Source organism: Paraburkholderia ultramafica (assembly GCF_902859915.1).
GTDB classification, from domain to species: domain Bacteria; phylum Pseudomonadota; class Gammaproteobacteria; order Burkholderiales; family Burkholderiaceae; genus Paraburkholderia; species Paraburkholderia ultramafica.
In genome coordinates this window covers 32,657-50,646 of the sequence record NZ_CADIKK010000012.1, presented here as the reverse complement: position 1 = coordinate 50,646, position 17,990 = coordinate 32,657, and the positions used below count along the sequence as shown (strand labels likewise).

10 protein-coding genes are annotated in these 17,990 nt (G+C 65.4%); 2 read left to right on the top strand and 8 right to left on the bottom strand.

What is annotated here, in order from left to right:
• The first annotated feature begins 155 nt into the window (after window positions 1–155).
• Both HV744_RS14350 and HV744_RS14345 read left to right on the top strand, forming a co-directional pair.
• Window positions 156–1,598, top strand: a complete 1,443-nt coding sequence (locus tag HV744_RS14350) for a cytochrome-c peroxidase (protein ID WP_175150147.1) — start codon at window positions 156–158, stop codon at window positions 1,596–1,598.
• A 296-nt stretch (window positions 1,599–1,894) separates the two neighbouring features.
• Window positions 1,895–2,140, top strand: a complete 246-nt coding sequence (locus tag HV744_RS14345; RefSeq protein WP_175150146.1) for a hypothetical protein — start codon at window positions 1,895–1,897, stop codon at window positions 2,138–2,140.
• Between the two features lie 104 nt (window positions 2,141–2,244).
• On the opposite strand, the gene HV744_RS14340 is transcribed toward HV744_RS14345, so the two are convergent.
• The 8 genes from HV744_RS14340 to HV744_RS14305 form a co-directional block, all read right to left on the bottom strand.
• On the bottom strand, window positions 2,245–3,675 hold the full coding sequence (locus HV744_RS14340; protein ID WP_175150145.1) for a mannose-1-phosphate guanylyltransferase/mannose-6-phosphate isomerase: 1,431 nt from the start codon (window positions 3,673–3,675) through the stop codon (window positions 2,245–2,247).
• Between the two features lie 76 nt (window positions 3,676–3,751).
• Entirely contained in the window at window positions 3,752–4,435 is a 684-nt protein-coding gene (locus tag HV744_RS14335; protein WP_175150144.1) for a GNAT family N-acetyltransferase, read from the bottom strand.
• 25 nt (window positions 4,436–4,460) lie between these two features.
• Complete coding sequence (locus HV744_RS14330) at window positions 4,461–5,798, bottom strand: aminotransferase class I/II-fold pyridoxal phosphate-dependent enzyme (RefSeq protein ID WP_175150143.1); 1,338 nt, start codon at window positions 5,796–5,798, stop codon at window positions 4,461–4,463.
• Between the two features lie 40 nt (window positions 5,799–5,838).
• Complete coding sequence (locus HV744_RS14325; protein ID WP_175150142.1) at window positions 5,839–6,753, bottom strand: UDP-3-O-acyl N-acetylglycosamine deacetylase; 915 nt, start codon at window positions 6,751–6,753, stop codon at window positions 5,839–5,841.
• The gene (locus tag HV744_RS14320) at window positions 6,753–14,429 is read right to left on the bottom strand and encodes a type I polyketide synthase (RefSeq protein ID WP_175150285.1); all 7,677 of its coding nucleotides are present in this window, start codon (window positions 14,427–14,429) and stop codon (window positions 6,753–6,755) included. The genes HV744_RS14325 and HV744_RS14320 overlap by 1 nt, the downstream gene beginning before the upstream one ends.
• Complete coding sequence (locus HV744_RS14315; protein WP_175150141.1) at window positions 14,429–15,961, bottom strand: LTA synthase family protein; 1,533 nt, start codon at window positions 15,959–15,961, stop codon at window positions 14,429–14,431. Before HV744_RS14315 ends, HV744_RS14320 begins: the two co-directional genes overlap by 1 nt.
• Window positions 15,962–16,747, bottom strand: coding sequence for an SDR family NAD(P)-dependent oxidoreductase (locus HV744_RS14310; RefSeq protein WP_175150140.1), 786 nt, complete (start codon window positions 16,745–16,747; stop codon window positions 15,962–15,964). It lies immediately after the preceding gene.
• A complete protein-coding gene (locus HV744_RS14305; protein ID WP_175150139.1) occupies window positions 16,740–17,948 on the bottom strand; it encodes a capsule biosynthesis protein in 1,209 nt (402 codons plus the stop codon). Before HV744_RS14305 ends, HV744_RS14310 begins: the two co-directional genes overlap by 8 nt.
• Between the last annotated feature and the right edge of the window lie 42 nt (window positions 17,949–17,990).

Here is a 17,990-nt window from a genome sequence, read left to right as displayed (position 1 = left end):
TGCGCGATGCAGCCGCCGTCGGCCTGCATCGCGACCCGGAGCGCGCGTGAGCACGAGCGCGAGACGCGACGAACTGTAGTTGGGATCGAGCCAGTGCAAACGTGCTGGCTCGATTTTCCTGTTTACCGGATCCGATCGAACTACCTGTCAACGCCATGAATCATCCTTCAGACGCCGTCATGCGGCCGCCTCTGCCCGCGGGCGGCGAGCCGGGCCCCGTCATCACACGCCGCTCGTGGCTCAGGCTGCTTGCGTGGAGCGCGGCCGGCATCGTGCTCGCGGTGGCCGTCCTGTGTGCTTACGCGCTCGTGTACCCGGAGCGGATGCCGCCCGCGGTCGGCGCGATCGTCGAGGACATCACCGGCGCGAATCCTAATCCGGTGCATTTGATGCGCCCGCAAACCGCGCCGTTGAGCGCGGTTGCGTTACTCGGCAAACAGATTTTCTTCGACCCGACGCTGTCGGCTTCGGGCCAGCAGTCGTGCGCGTCGTGTCACTCGCCGCAGCATTCGTACGCGCCGGATAATGCGTTCCCGGTCCAGCCCGGCGGCGCGCATCTGACTCAGGCCGGTTACCGGCCGCCGCCGTCGCTCGCGTATCTGTATCGCCAGGCGCCGTTCAGCATCGGTCCGGATCAGGGCGATACCGACGTGCCGGTCGATATGACGCAACTGGCCACGCAGGCCGCCGGCATGCAACGCGCGCAGAAGACCGCGCTCGCCGCGCCCGCCACTCCGGCGATGGTGCCGCAAGGCGGACTGTTCTGGGACGGCCGCGCCGACACGCTGCAGATCCAGGCGCTCGGGCCGCTGACGAATCCGGTCGAGATGGCCAACGCGACCGAAGAAGACGTCGCGCGCAAGCTGCTGCAAACGAAGTACCTGGATCAGTTCAAGCAGATCTTCGGCCCGTCGATCGTCAGCAATCCGAGCCTGCTGGTTTCGGAAGCGATGTTCGCGGTCGGCCGCTATCAGATCGAGGACCCATCGTTCCATGCGTTCACCAGCAAGTACGACTACTGGCTCGAAGGCAAGGCGCGACTGACGCATGCCGAGTTGCACGGCTTGCAGTTGTTCAACGACAAGGACAAGGCGAATTGCGCGGGCTGCCATTTGAGCCAGCCGAGCCGCGACGGCCTGCCGCCGGTCTTCACCGACACGCAGTATGAGGCGCTCGGCGTGCCGCGCAATCCGGCGATTCCGGCCAACAAGGATCCGAAGTACTTCGATATGGGCGTGTGCGGTCCATGGCGCGACGACCTCGCGAAGCAGACGCAGTACTGCGGGATGTTCCTGACGCCGACGTTGCGCAATGTCGCCGGGCGCAAGGTGTTCTTCCATAACGGCGTGTATCACGACCTCAAGCAGGTGATGGACTTCTACAACCTGCGCAATACGGCGCCCGAGAAGATCTATCCTCGCGATGCGTCGGGCAAGGTGCAAAAGTACAACGATCTGCCGCCGCAGTATCACGCCAACGTCGATGCCACTGACGCGCCGCTCGATCGCAAGTTCGGCGACCAGCCCGCGATGACCGATCAGGATATTCAGGACATCATCGCGTTCATGAAAACGCTGAGCGACGGGTATAAGGACTGAGCTTTCGAGCTTCGCGCGAGGGGGTGTGCGCACAGCCTTTGAGCGGTGGGGCGCGAGCCGGTGAGGTATGCTTGCCGGTTCCGCGATCTTTATCCCTGCCCTTGCAGAAATGTCGGCGGCGCAACGACACCGGCGCGTCGCCAGTTGGTTCGTAGCGGTCACTTTTCGCGCACGAGCCTGCGTAAGATGACGCGCGTGTGCCGCTTTGCGCTGCATGGCATGGTGTGTGCGACTGGAACGCTTGAGCGCGGCCATGTCCGGGCTCATTGCCCATCCAACCTTGTCGGAGATCCACCATGACCACCCTGATCCTCAATGACCTGTCCCGGTCCGACGCGCTCGACCGTGCGGCGTCTCAATCCGTGCGCGGCGGCATCGCCAAGGTGACGCCCGAAATACCCGTGGAGAATCCCGGCACAACGATGCCGGCTTTGATCCGACGCGGCTGGGGCGATCTTCCGCCAATTCATATCGGTTGCGGACCGACCATCATGCCCTACAGGAACCTGCCTTTGCAGCCGGGGCATGTGGTGCCGCTGTAGGCGGAGCGCATCGACATGCGAAACAGCGAAGCAGGCCCCGCTCATGTCTCGCACGACATGGCCGGGTTGCCTGCTTTGCACGCGTCATCGCACGGCGCGCGCCATTACGCCTTGGCTACACGCCCATAGGTGTCTTCGAAACGAACAATATCGTCCTCGCCAAGATAGGCGCCTGACTGTACCTCGATCAACTCCAGCGGAATCTTGCCCGGGTTCAGCAACCGATGTGTAATCCCCAGCGGGATATACGTCGACTGATTCTCGGTCAGGATGATTTCCTTGTCGCCGTTGGTGACGAGTGCGGTGCCCTTCACGACGATCCAGTGTTCAGCGCGATGATGATGCATCTGCAAGCTCAGTTGCGCACCCGGACTCACGACGATGCGCTTGACCTGGAAGCGATCACCGCTGTCGATGCCTTCATACGAGCCCCACGGTCGCACCACGCGGCGGTGAGTGACGGATTCGTGGCGGCCCATTTCATTCAATTGGGCAACGATCTTCTTGACGTCCTGCGCCTGATCGCGATGCGCGACGAGCACGGCGTCGGCGGTCTCGACGATCACGACGTTGTCCAGACCGATTGCCGCCACCAACCGGTGTTCAGCGCGAATGTACGAATTCGTCACCGCATCGGTGAGCACGTCGCCAATCAATGCGTTGTCTTGCGCATCGCGCCCGGCGATGTCGGCGAGCGCAGTCCAGGAGCCGATGTCGTTCCAGCCGAGATCCGATACCGCCACCACGGCGGCGCGCTTCGTCTTCTCCATCACCGCATGGTCGACGGAAATGTTCGGGCACGCGCAGAAGGCTTGCGCGTCGAGGCGCACGAAGTCATGGTCGCGCTGCGCGGCGTTCAGCGAAAGCTCGGCCTGCAGCGCGATTTCCGGCTCATGGCGGCGCAGTTCTTCCATGTAAGTGGAAGCCTTCAGCATGAACATGCCACTGTTCCAGTAGTAGCGGCCCTCTTCGATAAACCGTTGGGCGGTATCGGCATCCGGCTTCTCGACGAACGAGTCGACTGCGAACGTCTGTGCGCCGTCGACCAGCGGTGCCCCGGCACGGATGTAGCCGTAGCCCGTATGCGGCTCGGTCGGCGCAATCCCGAAGGTGACCAGGTAGCCGTCTCTGGCGATCTGCGCGGCGGCCTCGGCCGCTTTGACGAAGGCGGCTTCGCCAGCGATCACATGATCGGACGGCAACACCAGAAGCAACGCATCCGGCGCATCGCGCATCGCCAACAGCGCGGCCACGGCAATCGCCGGGGCCGTATTGCGGCTGGCTGGTTCAAGCACGATCGCCGACGACGCCACGTCGACCTGGCGCAACTGTTCGGCCACCAGAAAGCGCTGCTCGTTGTTGGTGACGACGATCGGCGCGGCGATGTCGGGAATTCCGCGCAGGCGCAGCGCGGTTTGCTGAACCAGGGTGTTTTCCCCGGTCAGCTTCAGATATTGCTTCGGGTATCCACCGCGCGACATCGGCCACAGCCGGGTGCCGCTGCCGCCGCAAAGAATCACTGGATAGATTTGCATGGTCTTCATTCCTTTTTAGGTTTTTTCTTGAGTTAATTGCATCGCGCCGTCAATGCCGCGCGTCGAACGGAGCCTCTCAACCCCTTCCCACAAACCCCATCCGCACCGATTCGAGCTCGCGCGGCAAACGCGGCGAGACCGGGCCATGGCGCGGCAATTCGACAAACCCCAAGCGTCGATACAGATCGTATGCACGCGTATTGCTCACCAGCACATCCAGTACGATCTGCCGGCCACCGTCGCCATCCATCGAGCCCGCATGCAATGCGTTCGTGAACAGCGCACTGAACACCCCGGTGCCGCGCATCGTCTCGCGCGTCGCGCAATGGGCGATCAGCGTTTGCGACGACTTCGGCGCCGGCAATTCGCTCTCCAGCACGAGCCCGCGCAACAACATACGAATCGTGCGGCGCACGCCGAAAAACAGCAGCAGCATCAGCGCGATATGCGGATCGTCGAACCACGTGCTGCGGCCGTCGTGCACCGCGAGCACCGCCGCCACCTGATTGACACCAGTAACCGCAACCCGGTGACGCCGATACGAGAAGCGCCCGAATTTCGACGCGAACGCGAACACCAGAAACTCGATGCACCAGTCGACCGGTTCACCGAGAAAGAAGCCGAACTCCCGCACGCCCGATGCGAAAATCAGCGGCGCGCAAGCCTCGGCATCTTCCGCTCTCGCGGGGCGAAAGCGCAACGGGCGCGGCTCGGGGTCACGACGGAGCGCTTCGGCGCGCGCGGGTTCAACGGCGTACATGACATGTCTTCTCTTTACGTTCTCGTTAGCGAGGCAGGCGCTTGAGCGCCGCAATGGTCCGGCTGATCTGCTCCGGCTCGTGCGTCGAGCAGATGAAAAACCGCAGACGCGCCGCCTTCTCTTCGACTGCCGGATAGAAAATCGGCTGCACGTTGATGCCGTCCGCGAACATCGCGTTGGCCCATTGCGCCGCCTTTAGCGTGCTGCCGGTGATGATCGGCACGACCGCATAGCCCGCGCTCTTGCCGGTATCGAGGCCCGCCGCGCGCGCTTCGTCGAGAAACTGTTTGCCGCGTGCGCGCAGCAGCGCCACCCGTTCGGGCTCGGCGATCAGGCATTCGAGCGCGGCCAGCGACGCCGCCGCGAGTGCCGGCGCGAGGCCCACGCTATACAGGAACCCCGGCGCGAGATGCCGCAGAATATCGATCAACGCCTGCGAGCCGGCGATAAAACCGCCGCAACCGGCCAGGGTCTTGCTGAGCGTGCCCATCCAGATGTCGACATCCCCGCTCGCGACGCCGCAATGCTCGCGAACGCCCTTGCCCCGCTCACCCAGCACGCCGAGCGAGTGCGCTTCGTCGACCATAAGAAACGCCGCATGCCGGCGCTTGATATCGACGAACTGCGTGAGATCGGGAATATCGCCATCCATGCTGTACAAGCCTTCGATCGCGATCAGCACACGCCGGTAGTCGTGCCGCACACGCGCGAGCAGCGCATCGAGCGCCTGCCAGTCGTTGTGCGCGAAGCTCAGGCGCTTCGCGCCGCTCAACTGCGCGCCCTGCACGATGCTGTTGTGCGCGAGCGAGTCGTGCACGATCAGATCGCCGGGACCGAACAGCGAGCCGATCACCGTCACGTTGGTCGCGTGACCGCTCACGAACACGACGCAATCGTCGACCTCGTAGAACGACGCGAGCGCCGTCTCCAGTTCGCGCTGCACCGGCCGTTCGCCGGCCACCATCCGGCTCGCCGACGCCGACGTGCCGTAGCGGTCGATCGCTTCTTTCGCCCGCGCGCCGACGTGCGGATCGCCGGCCAGCCCGAGGTAGTTGTAGTTCGCGTAGTTCAGATACTCGGCGCCGCCGATGCGCGTCGTCGCGCCGGCAATCCCTTCATGCACGCGAAAGAACGGTGACTGCACCTGCAGCTTCTCGCCCATCTGCCGCAATATTTCGACCTGCTGATAACCCGGCATCGTCTCGAAGCTGCACAGCGCGGCGCGCTCGGCGTCCTGAGCCGCGCGTGCACCCGTCGCGGCGAGCGGCGCGCCCGGCGTCTGCGCCGCTTCGGAGACGCGTTCCAGTTGCCGCATCAACGCCTTCGCGGCGAGTTGCTGGCGGATGTGATCGCCCAGTCCCATAGTGTTCCGATAATCCTGTGTGCCGGCTCGACCTCGAAGGTCAGTCGGTAAATTCAGCCCATTCCCACGCGTCGCGCGTCGCGAGCAGTTCGGCGACGAGCCGGTAATTCATTTCGTGACTCGGCCGCAACGCGTTCACGCGGCCGAGCAACGGCGCGCCGGCCATCGCCATGTCACCGACCAGATCGAGCACGCGGTGCCGCACGAATTCGTCCGGTACGCGCATGCCGCCCAGCACCCGGTTGCCGAAGATCGCAGCGGTGCACGACAGGCGTGCGCCGCGCAAAATCGGCATGCCGCGCACGTAGCCCGCGAGAATCGCCGGGATCGCCCATTTGACGCGTCCATAAGAACGCGCCGGCGCGATCTCGCCGGCGAAACTCGCGGGCGTCAGCGCGCCATCCCAGCGCAATTCGCCAAAACCCTTCAGGTCGTTGCGCACGGCCACTTCATAGACGGACGACGGTTCGATCGAGATGCTGCGTTCATCGCGCGTGCCCGCGCCATCGGCGATCTTCACGGCGCGCCGCACGCGAATGAAGCGCTTCGCGTGCGGCAACTCGATCCGCCCGCATGCGCGGATCGCGTCGAGCCACGGCTGTGCGCTGCCGTCGAGAATCGGCACTTCCTCGGCATCGAGTTCGACCGTCGCGCGATCGATCTCGCAGGTCAGCAGCGACGCCAGCAGATGTTCGACCGTCCGCACGCGGATCCCGCCGGGGGCTTCGAGCATCGTGCAGAGCGGTTGGCCGTGCCGCAACGCGGGACTCACGGCCAGTTCCGCCAGTACGCGGCCGCCCTGCACGCGCCGGAACACGATGCCGCGCGGACTGCTCGCGTCGCCCGGAAGAATGCGCACGTTCACGCGGCGGCCGGTATGCAGGCCATGGCCGCTCAACGTCAACGCGCGCGCGAGCGTGCCTTCGCGCTTGCTCCAGCCCGCGGGCGCACGCATCAGACGAGCTCCGTCGCAACGGTCTGCGCCGACGCGGCCGACAGCGCATCGGCGACGTCAGCCAGCGCATGCGCGCCGACGTCGAGCGCATGTTGCGCGGCGACCGCCGCCACCTGCGCCGCAACGCCGTTCGGCTCGGCCGCGTCGTCCTGCGTCTGGATCGATTCGACGATGCGTTGCGCGAGCGAGTGCACCGTCGCGCCTTCGGCCATCGTCATGATCGACAGCTTGACCTGGAAGCTCTCTTCGACGGCCATCCCCAGCTCCATTCCCATCAGTGAATCCATCCCCATGTCGAGGATCGAGCGGCTGGTTTCGATTTTTTCCGGCGACATGTGCAGGATGCGTGCGATCTGCGCCTGCAAGGTTTCTTCGACGAGATGCAGCGCGTCCGCGAACGGCAAGCCAGCGATTTGTTCGCGCATCTGCACGCCGCCCTGGCGCGCCGGTTCGTGACTGCCGCGCGCGTGCAGTTCCGTGTAGCGACGCGCGCGCGCCGCCGGCATGCCGAGCGCAAGCGCCTGCCAGTCGAGCCGCACCACCGCCTCGCCCGCGTTCATTTCGACCAGCGCACGTTCGAGCGCGGCGAGCGCTTCAGCCGACGTGATCGACAGGCCGCCGATGCGCGCCTGCAACGCTTCGCGCGTTTCGGCATTACGCGCGAGGAAACCGACGTCGTCGAGCGGGCCCCATGCCATGTAAGTGCCCGGCAAACCGGCGGCACGCCGCTGCGCGATCAGCGCTTCGAGGAAGCTGTTGGCCGCCACGTAGCTCGACTGCCCCGGATTGCCGAGGAAGGTCGTCGCCGACGAATAGACCACGAAGAAGTCCAGCTTCGCGTCACGGGTGGCGCGGTGCAGATTCCACGCGCCGGCCAGTTTCGGCGCGAGCACGGCGGCAAAACGCTCGTTGTCGAGATTGCGCACGAGGCCGTCGTCGATCACCATCGCCGAATGCAGCACGCCCTTCAGCGCCGTGCCGCGTTGCGCGATGTCGGCGAGCAACGCGTCGAGTGCGGCGATGTCGGTGACGTCACAGGCGGCCGTGTGCACTTGTGTGCCGTTCGCTTCGCGCCAACGCGCGGCTTCTTCCGCGAGCTCCGGCGCGAGCGTGCCGGAACGGCTCGCGAGCGTCAGATGTCGCGCGCCGCGCGACATCATCCAGCGCGCGGTGGCAAAGCCCAGTCCACCCGTGCCGCCGACGATCAGATACGCGCCCGCCGGATCGAGTTCGAGCGTAGCAGCGGTGCCCGTCGCGCGCGCCGGGTTCGGCGTGCCGTCCGGATACGTGACGAGAATCTTGCCGATCTGCCGCGCCTGCTGCATGTGACGGAACGCTTCCTCGACCCGCTCGGCCGGAAACGCGCGATACGGCAGCGGATGCAGCACGCCATCGGCGAACAGCTGCATCACCTGTTCGAACAGACGCGCGGTCAGGTCCGGCAGCGCGCTCATCAATTGATCCGCATCGATGCCGAAATAGCTGATGTTGTTGCGGAACGGCCGCAGCCCGATGCGGCTGTTTTCATAGAAGTCGCGCTTGCCGAGTTCAAGGAAGCGGCCGAACGGACGCAGCGTGTCGATACTGCGCACCATCGCTTCACCGGCCAGCGAATTGAGCACGATATCGACGCCGGCGCCTTGCGTGCGCTCGCGGATTTCATCGGCGAATGCGAGGCTGCGCGAATCGAACACGTGATCGGCGCCGAGCAGGCGCACGAATTCGCGCTTCTCGCGGCTGCCCGCCGTCGCGAAGACTTCCGCGCCGAGGTGACGCGCGAGCTGGATCGCCGCGATCCCGACGCCACCCGCCGCGCCATGCACCAGCACGCGCTCGCCGCGGCGCAGACGCGCCAGCTCGCACAGCGCGTAGTACGCGGTGAAGAAGGTGGTCGGCACCGTGGCCGCTTCTTCGAACGTGAGGCGCGCGGGTTTGTGCGCGATGGCCTCGGCCTTGGTGCGCACATGGCTCGCGAACGACGCGGGTGCGAAACCGAGCACCGCATCGCCCGGTGCAAAACGCTGCACGTCGCGGCCGACGCGTGCGATCCGCCCCGACAGCTCCATGCCGATCGTTGCTCCAGCAAAACCGTTTTCCACCGCTTCGTCGGACAGCAGGCCCATCGCGTACATCACGTCGCGGAAATTCAGGCCCGTCGCAACCGGTTCGATTTCGACTTCGTCCGCCGCGAGTTCGCGTTGCGGCAGCGCGAACCATTCGAGGTTGCGCAACGAGCCCGGCGACGCGAAGCCGAGCACCGCGGCTTCGTTTTGCGCACGCACCGGCGTGGCCGCCGTGCTACGCAAGACCGCGCTCGCCGCAGGCAACATGCGCGGCACGTAGCGGCCCTGCGGTGTCAACAGCACTTCTTCTTCGCCATCGGACGCGAGCAGTTCACGCGCCAGCAGCGCAGCCGCGTCGCGTCCCGCCACCGCTACGTCGATCAGACGGCACGACAGTTCCGGATGCTCGTTGGCCAGCACGCGGCCGAGCCCCCACATCGCAGCCTGCTCGGGACGCAGCGACGCGGCATCCGCGAACGGCGTGGCGACCGGCGCGCCGCCGCGTGTGACGATCCACAGTTGCGGCTGCATCACGCCGGCCACCGCCGAGAGATCACGCACCAGTTGCGCGAGTGCGAGCGTGGTCTGCTGCTGCACGTGCATCACTTCGGCGCCGTCCGCGTCGGCGGACAGATGTTGATCCGGCGCGATGAAGACCACGTGATGCGCGCGCCCGGCCGGTCCGGCCAGCTTGCTCATGTCGTGACGCAACGCTTGCAGCGTGCTGCTCGACACCGTGTGGCCGGCGGCCTGCAATGCGACGGCAAGCGTATCGTCGGCCACCGTTTGCGCCGCGTACAGCAACGACCAATGCGCGGGCGGCGTGCGCACTTCGGCTGCTTCGCTTGCGGTATCGGTCGAAGTCGAGGCCGAGGCCACGCTCGCGAGCGGCTCGCGCGCCACCAGCAACGTGGGCGCGCCTTCGAGATCGAGACCCTGCTCCGTATGCCGCGTGATCTGTTCGAAGCCCGCCTCTTCGAGATGTTGCGTCAGCGCCAGCGGCGACAACCATGCCGCGCGGCGCGCGTTGGCATGCGCGGCGTCCGCGTCGAGATCGAACACGATGTCGGCGAAGCGGCTATTGCGCGGCTCCGCGATCACGACCAGTGCGCCCGGCGCCAGCCAGCCGCGCAACGCGGCAAGCAGTGCGCGCGGCTCGCTCTGCGCGGCGAGCACGTGGCTCGCGACGACGACGTCGTAGCGCTCGCCCGCCTCGATGCCGGACAGACGCGGCGTGTCGCCGAACTCGACGGTGGCGATATGGATCGACGGATGCTCGCTCGCGTCGAAACCGCTCAACTGCTCACGCGTGCCCGCAATTGTGTAGTCGCAACGCGACACCGGCACATGGATCGCGAGTGGTTGCAGCACGTCGCTCAGCGGCGAATCCAGTTCGAGCACACGCAGACGGCGCGGCTCGCTCCATCCTTCGATCGCGCGATGCAGGCATGCGCCGGCCAACGCATTGACATGCGACCACGTCGGCGATGCCTCAAAGAAATGCTCGACCAGACTGCTGCGCGACGGCGGCAGAATCTGCGCGCCACTCACTTCGCCGCGCAACACAGCGGGCAACGCCGCGCCGCAATGCGCGAGCAGCGTCAGTTCGGCGACGTGCGCGGGTGATTGCGCGAGTAGCTCGCGCCACAGTTCGTCGATACCAGGCAGGCTCGCGCAGGCCTCGGCGTCACGCACGAGGCGCGTGCCGTCACGACGCGCAAGACCGTCTTCCACGACCATCTGCGCCAGCCGTGCGAGCAGCGCGGGGTGTGCGCAATCCGGCAGCGCTGCCTGCGCGAACACGTTCAACGCGTCGAGCGCCTGCAATGCGTAGGCGCCGGCAAGCACGTCGAGCAGTGGCAGCATTTCAGTCAGATGCGACTGCCGGCGCGGCTGGTCTTCGTGCGTCGCCAATGCGGCGGCGGCATCGTCGAGCAACGCAGCCGGCTCGGGCAAGCTGCGCGCGTTGAAGTCGCCGGCGAGCGGCTTCGCTTCGACGATATACGCGTAACGTCCGGGCGCCTGCTGACGCCGGCCCATCAGATCGACGCGGCGGAAACGGCAGGCGCCGAGCCGCGCGACGATCGTGCCTTGCTCATCGGCGAACTCGAACGACGCGACCACGGAATGTGGGCTGCGCCGCTCGATCCGCGCCATCACATAACGGATCGCGTCGCCGCGTAAATAATCGATGCGGCCAAGTTGCACCGGCACATAAGCCGCGTGTTCGATCTGCGCCCGATCCGGCGACGCGAGCAGCGCGAACAGCGGGTGGAAACCGCTGTCCATCAGCGCCGGATGCAGCGAATATGCGTCGTGTGCCGTTGCGGATTGCGCGAGCACCGCGGGCATTTCCACTTCAGCAAGCGCGATATCGGCGTCGGCATCGACGTGCACCGAGCGTACCCATTGGAACGCCGGGCCGTAGCTCAGGCCGATCGCGGCGGTGCTTTCATACAGCGTGTCGCCCGACATGGCCGGTCGGGCAAGCAGATCGATCAGCGTCGTGGCCGGCAGCGTGGCCGCTTCGGTGTCCGCGCCCAGCGCGCAGCCGCTCGCGAGCAAACGGCCGGTGACGTTCAGCGACCACGCTTCGTCGGACATGCGATCGCGCGTTTCAATCGTGAAGCTCGCGGTACGCACATCGACGGTGAAGCGGAACAGCTTCGAATGCTGCGGCTGAAACACGACCGGCAAACGGATTTCGATGTTCTCGACTGCGCAGCTTGCCGTGCCGAAATGCACGCGCGCGGCGGCCAGCGCCATCTCGACGTAGCCCGCCCCCGGGAACGCCGCGCCGCCATCGACCACGTGATCGGCCAGCAGCGGCAAACCGGCGGGATCGAGCTGGTTTTCCCACGCGAGCGCATGCTCATGCAGACGATAACCGAGCAGCGGATGTTCGCGGCGACGATTGACCAGGTTGTACGCCTCGGCGGTCGGGCCGAGCCAATAATGTTCGTGCTGCCACGGATACGACGGCAGCGGCACGCGTGCGCTCGACGGAGCAAAGCATTCGGCGTCGACACGCGCGCCGTTGGCGATCATCGCGTAGATCGCGTGATCCAGCATCTGCGCGCTGTCGTGATTGCGCTTGAGCGTCGGCAGCGAGCGGCCGACGACGCGCGCGTCGTCGAGCGTTTGCGTCACGTAGGTGCGCAAAATCGAATGCGGGCCGATTTCGAGGAACAGACGCACACCCATTTGCGCGACCTGCGCGACCGCATCGCCGAAACGAACCGACTCGCGGATGTTGCGCCACCAGTAGTTCGCGTCGAGATCGGTGCCCGCGAGTTCGGCGCCCGTGACCGTCGACACAAAGCTGCATATCGCGGCGCTCGGTGCGAGATCCGCGAGGCCAGCCAGCACGCCGGGCTCGATCGGGTCCATCTGACGGCTGTGGAACGCGTAGTCGAGGTCCAGCATCTGGAAGAAGCGGCCGCTCTCTTTCACCGCGGCTTCGAGCGTCTGCAACGCGCCGAGCGGGCCGGCCAGCGTGACCGCTTGCGGGCTATTCACGCCCGCGATTTCCACCACGGCGTCCACGCCGAGTTGCGCCAGCAGCGCGCGCATCGCGCTTTCGCCGAGACCGGCGGCGGCCATCCGGCCCGTGCCGCGCGTGCTCGCCTGAGCCCGGCTGCGGATCTTGATCACATGCACGGCCTGCGCCAGCGTCAATGCACCCGACGCCCACGCCGCCGCGACTTCGCCGACGCTGTGGCCGAGACACACGTCATAACCGACGCCGCGTGCTTCGAGTACGCGCACCACGCCGACCTGAATCGCAAATAGCAACGGCTGCGAGTGCTCGGTCGCCGCGAGACGCTCAGCGCTCACGCCTTCGCGCAGCACATCGATGAGCGACGGACTGCCGTCGGCGCACCACAACGCATCGAGTTCATCGAGCGCCGCGCTGAACACCGGCTCCTGTTCGAGCAACTGCTTGCCCATGCCGGTCCACTGCGAGCCGTTGCCGGAAAACACCAGCGCGAGACGCGTGTCGTCGCCGGGAGTATCGCCCTGCACGAGTGCCGGCTCGGTGTGATCGGGCGTCGGCGCGACCAGCGCACCGAGTGCGGCGCGTGCTTCAGAAAGCGTCGACGGCGCGACGATCGCGCGATGCTTGAGCCACTGCCGGCGATGCGCCGCGTTGGCGGCCAGCGTGTTCCATGGCGTACCGTTATCGAGCGAAGACAGGTAGCGTGCCGCGAGTTCCGGCAGCGCGGCTGCGGAGCGGGTCGACAGGATGAGCGGCAACAGCGGCGCCGTTTCGCATTCGGCTTGAGTAGCGGCAGCAGCCGTAGCAGTGGCCGCGGTTGCTGCGGGCGCTTCGCGCAGCACGACATGCGCATTCGTACCGCCGAAGCCGAACGAGTTGACGCCGATCACGAGCGGCTCCGTGCCACTGTCGAGCGGTGTCAGACGATCCACGACGCGCAGCCGGCCGCCGACGAAATCGATCGCCGGATTGGGCGTTTCGAAATGCAGCGTCTTCGGCACAGCGCGATGCTTCAGGCACAGGATCGCCTTCATCAAACCCGCCATGCCCGACGCGGTTTCAAGGTGGCCGACGTTGGTCTTTACCGAGCCGATCAGCAACGGCCGGTCGATCGGCCGCCCCGCCGACGCGACTTCCATCAACGCGCGCGCTTCGATCGGATCGCCGACCGCCGTGCCCGTGCCATGCGCCTCGACATAGGCGAGCGAACGCGGATCGACGCCCGCGCGGTCATACACGGTGCGCAGCAACGCCGCCTGGGTGGCCGCGCCCGGTACGCTGATGCCGCCTTGCGAATAGCCGTCCGAGTTGACGCCCGAACCGGCGATCACCGCGTGGATCGTGTCGCCGTCGGCCAATGCGCGCTCCAGCGTTTTCAGCATCACCAGCGCGCCGCCTTCGGAGCGGACGTAACCGTCGCCGCTCGCGTCGAACGCGCGGCAACGGCCGCGCGGCGACAGCATCGACGCCTTCGAGAACGTCACGAAGCCGAACGGATGCAGCAGCAGATTGACGCCACCCGCGAGCGCCATCTCGGCATCGCCCGATTGCAGCGCCTGACACGCCTGATGCAAGGCGACCAGCGACGACGAGCACGCAGTGTCCACCGACACGCTCGGCCCGCGCAGGTCGAACAGATACGACAGACGGTTCGATGCAATGCTCAGCGTGTTGCCGGTCGCCGAATACGGATCGACCGCGTTCAGGTCGTCGACGAAACGATTGCCGTAGTCCGGACTCGCGACGCCGACGTAGACCGCGCAATTGCTGCCTTCCATGTCGCGCGGACGCACGCCCGCGTCCTCGAAGGTTTCCCATGCGAGTTCGAGCAGCAGGCGCTGCTGCGGGTCCATCTGCTGCGCTTCGCGCGGTGAAATGCCGAAGAAGGCCGCGTCGAAGCCGGCGACGTCGTCGAGTACGCCAGCGGAGAACGTATAGCTCTTGCCCGCTTCACGTTTGGACGGATGCTGATAAAACTCCGTGCCGAAACGCTCGGCCGGCACCTGGGTCACCGCGTCTTTTTCGTCGCGCAGCAATGCCCAGAAATCTTCGGGCCCGTGGACATGGCCGGGGAAGCGGCAAGCCATCCCCACAATCGCAATCTGTTTGGTCATCATTCTGTTGTTGGGTGCAGCGTACGCGCCGGCGTCCCGCGCGGCATGGCCGGCTCGAGAGTCCGAACGAGGGCGACGCCGAGTTGCTCGGCGCACAGATCTTTTCGGGTTGCAGGCGCGTCACCGTAGTTGCGCCAGATGAAGTAGTCGCTGCGCGACGGTTCGCAGCCGAGTTCGGTGTACACGTGCGGCAGCGCCGGCACGTGATCGCCGTAAAAACACAGCACCGTATCGCGACCCCGCGCGCGCAGCGTGCCGAGCAGTTGGCCGAGCATCGCGTCGGCGTTGGCGAGGTGGCGCAGATAGGCGGTCAGATCGCGCCAGCGCGCGTCGTCGCCGAGCGCGTGGAACGCGGCGCCCTCGCCTGTCTCGACCTGCTCCAGATGCAGCGGGCCGTGGTTTTCCATCGTCATCGAGAAGATGAACGCGGGTTTGTCGCGCGGCTCGCCAAGCGCTTTGACGATCGCGTCCGCGACCGCCTGATCGGACACGTACGGCCCCGCGCGCGGCGCGTCGGCGAAGGCGGCAATGTCGACGAAACGGTCGATCTGCAAATGTTTGAAGGCCCGCTCGCGGCCGAAGAAATCCGCGTAGTACGGGTGGATCGCCTGCGTCTGGTAGCCGCCGTGTTTGAACCATGAGGCGAGCGACGTGCATGCTCGTCGGACGAACGCGTACGGATAGAAACGCGCATAGCCGAGTTGCGTCTGATCGACGCCGGTCAGTACCGCGAACTCCGTGCGCATCGTATTCGCGCCCCATGCGGGGACCGTCAATTCACCGTGTTGGACCGACTCGCGGCGCGCGGTGTCGAAGTGGCTCAGGATGGAGTGGTCGATCGACGCGGAAAGACGCCGTGCGTCGAAGAACGACTCGCTCTGGATCAGGATCACGTCGGGTGCCGATTGCGGCACACCGCTCGCGAAAGGACCGGAGGCTAATACGTCGCGCAACCGCCGCGCCGTGGCCGGCTTCATTCCGTTCAGCAGATAGGCGACGAAGACCGCGAAGAAGCCGTGGCGCTTTTGATCGTCGACGGCGTTCAGCTTGAGCGGCAAGCGTGCGGCGCAGAGATAGGCTGCTGTGAGGCAGGCGCAGGCAGCGGTTAGAAGCGCGCCGACTGGCCTGTGCGCGAGCGGCTTATCCGCGATGAAACCCTCGACCACCACGACGACGCCGATCACGATCGCCACCACCGTGCCCGCGCTGACGAACGGCAAGTAAAGACGCGGATGTGCAAAAAGCTGGCTGAAGAGACTCAGGTCGGTGAAGACGAACGGCTCGCGCAGCGACGCGTACTTGGCATTGCTCACGCTGGCCAGCAGCGCGACCAATGCGATCGCGACGAATGCCGAGAACCTCACGCGGCCTGTGAGCAGCAACACGCACAAACAGATGAACCCGATGGCAGCGACGTGCAACGCGTACGCAACCGGCGAACGGCGCAACGATGCGCGCGGCATCGCAATCGCTTCAGGCAGAAGCGCGAGGCCGGCCGCGGCCGCGAAACTGAGCGCGAGCGTTGCGTCCACTCAACGCTCCTCGCGCGGCAGATACGACAGGCCGCCGAGAATCGCATCGGCCAATACCGCGGGCAGCAACGGCAGAAGACGCATGCCGAAAGCGAGCAGGCCCGGAAAAGCGATTTCCGCGCAACCCGCTTTCAGTTTGCGCTGGATGTGTTGGGCAGCTTTGTCCGCTGACCAGAGGAACGGTTTGTCGCCGGGGAACACGTCGCTCATCGAGGTCTTCACGAAACCCGGCAAGACGATCGACATGCGGATGCCGTCGCGCGACAGGATCGGACGCACTGAGTCGCCGTATGCTTTGATCGCCGACTTGCTTGCGCAATAGGCGGGCGAAATCGCCATGCCGCGCAGCGCCGCGAGCGAACTGATTAGCGCGATCTGGCCTTGCTTGCGTGCGCGCATGCGGGCGATGACGGGCAGCGCCGCGTGCATCGCACCGTAGAAATTGGTGTCGACGATTGCGGCCGTGCGTTCGAGTTCTTCCCAATCGGTTGCGGACCCGAGCGTGCTGGCGGCGCCGGCGTTGGCGATTAGCAGGTCGATGGCGTGCGCGTCGTCGAAACGGTGTAGCCAGGTTTGCATCGCTTCAGCGTCGCGCACGTCGATCAGGCCTGTTTCTACTTTCGCGCCTTTTGCACGGCAGGCTTGTGCTGACGCTTCGAGACGTTCGCCATCGCGGCCGATCAGGCCGAGGACCACACCTGGTGCCGCATAGGTCTGCGCGAGCGCGCGGCCAAGCCCCGCGCTTGCGCCGGTGATGACGATGTGGCGCGCAGCGGCGTTAAGCATGCGCGGCCGCCTCGAGACGTTGCACCGCGCCGGCTGTGGCCATCGCGATGCCAGTGCGGGTGTAGAAGTCGCCGTTGATTTGGGTGTGGTGGACGACGTAGTCCAGAAAGGCTTGGTACAGATTCATGTCAGGCGGCTCGCCGTGCTGCCAGAAATCGTCGAGCGAGCCCTGCCACGTCAGGCCCGGCATGCTGTAGATCGAAGTGCCCAGCGCGATCAACGGGCGACGGTGATGCAGTGCCGATAAGCCGACCGTGCTGTTTACTACCACTGCGCCACGTGCGTGGTCGAGCAGCGTCGGTAGATGGCCGGCGTCGATGAAGCGCATGCGCTCATTAATGCCGAGATCGCGCGCGAGTCGCTCGGCGTGACGGCGGTAGTCGATCAGACCTGTGTCGAGCGGATGGTTCTTGATCACGAGCCAACTGTCCGCCGGTGCGTGACGAGCGAACGAGGTCATTACTTTTGCAATGGCTTCGCGCACGCTGTCGAACGGAGAGTGGACGACGATCTGCGCATCCGAATTCAGTTGCAGCGGAAAGATGTAGTACGCGTGACCGGCTTCGAGCAGGTCGCGAGTGACTTGGTCGGAATTGCAATGATGTTTGCGTTTGCGCAATGCGCGAGCGGCCAGTCCCGAGTACTCGAAGAAGCCGTTTCTCGGACGATGGCTGCGGTAATGCGGAAAGCGCAACGCGAATAGTGTATTGGCGCTGCGATAACGGATGTCGTGGAAGGCGCGTTCGTAGAGGTTATAGCCGGTGGGTTGACCGACTGGACTTGGCGGCGTGAAACGGCGCTGATCCAAATACCAGGCGGGATCGCGCGGTAATTGCGAGCGGCCATTTACGCCGTGTTTTTCCAGTGTCAGCCAATGGGGGCGGACGTAGCCTTCTTCGAACACGTGGACACGCAGGCCGTTGGCTCGTGCAATTGGGTGTATCGGGCGGTGGATCTCGCGGCAGTCACCAAACATTATTACGTCGGTAAAACTGCTCGATTTCATTTTATCGAGATACCAATCGGATAACTCGCCCACGTGTCCGCGAAAATTCCACGCATCACTATTACCAGCGTATGACAGATCGCCACCACAGAAATTAACACGACGTAGGGCGTGACCGCGCTCGCGCAATGCGGTAGCAAGGCGACTGAAAAACGGAGACGCCGTGCCTTGCAGGGCGAGAAAAGAGCGGTGCATGTGAGTGCTTCGAAAGCGGCCCGAGCATTCCAACAGAACGCA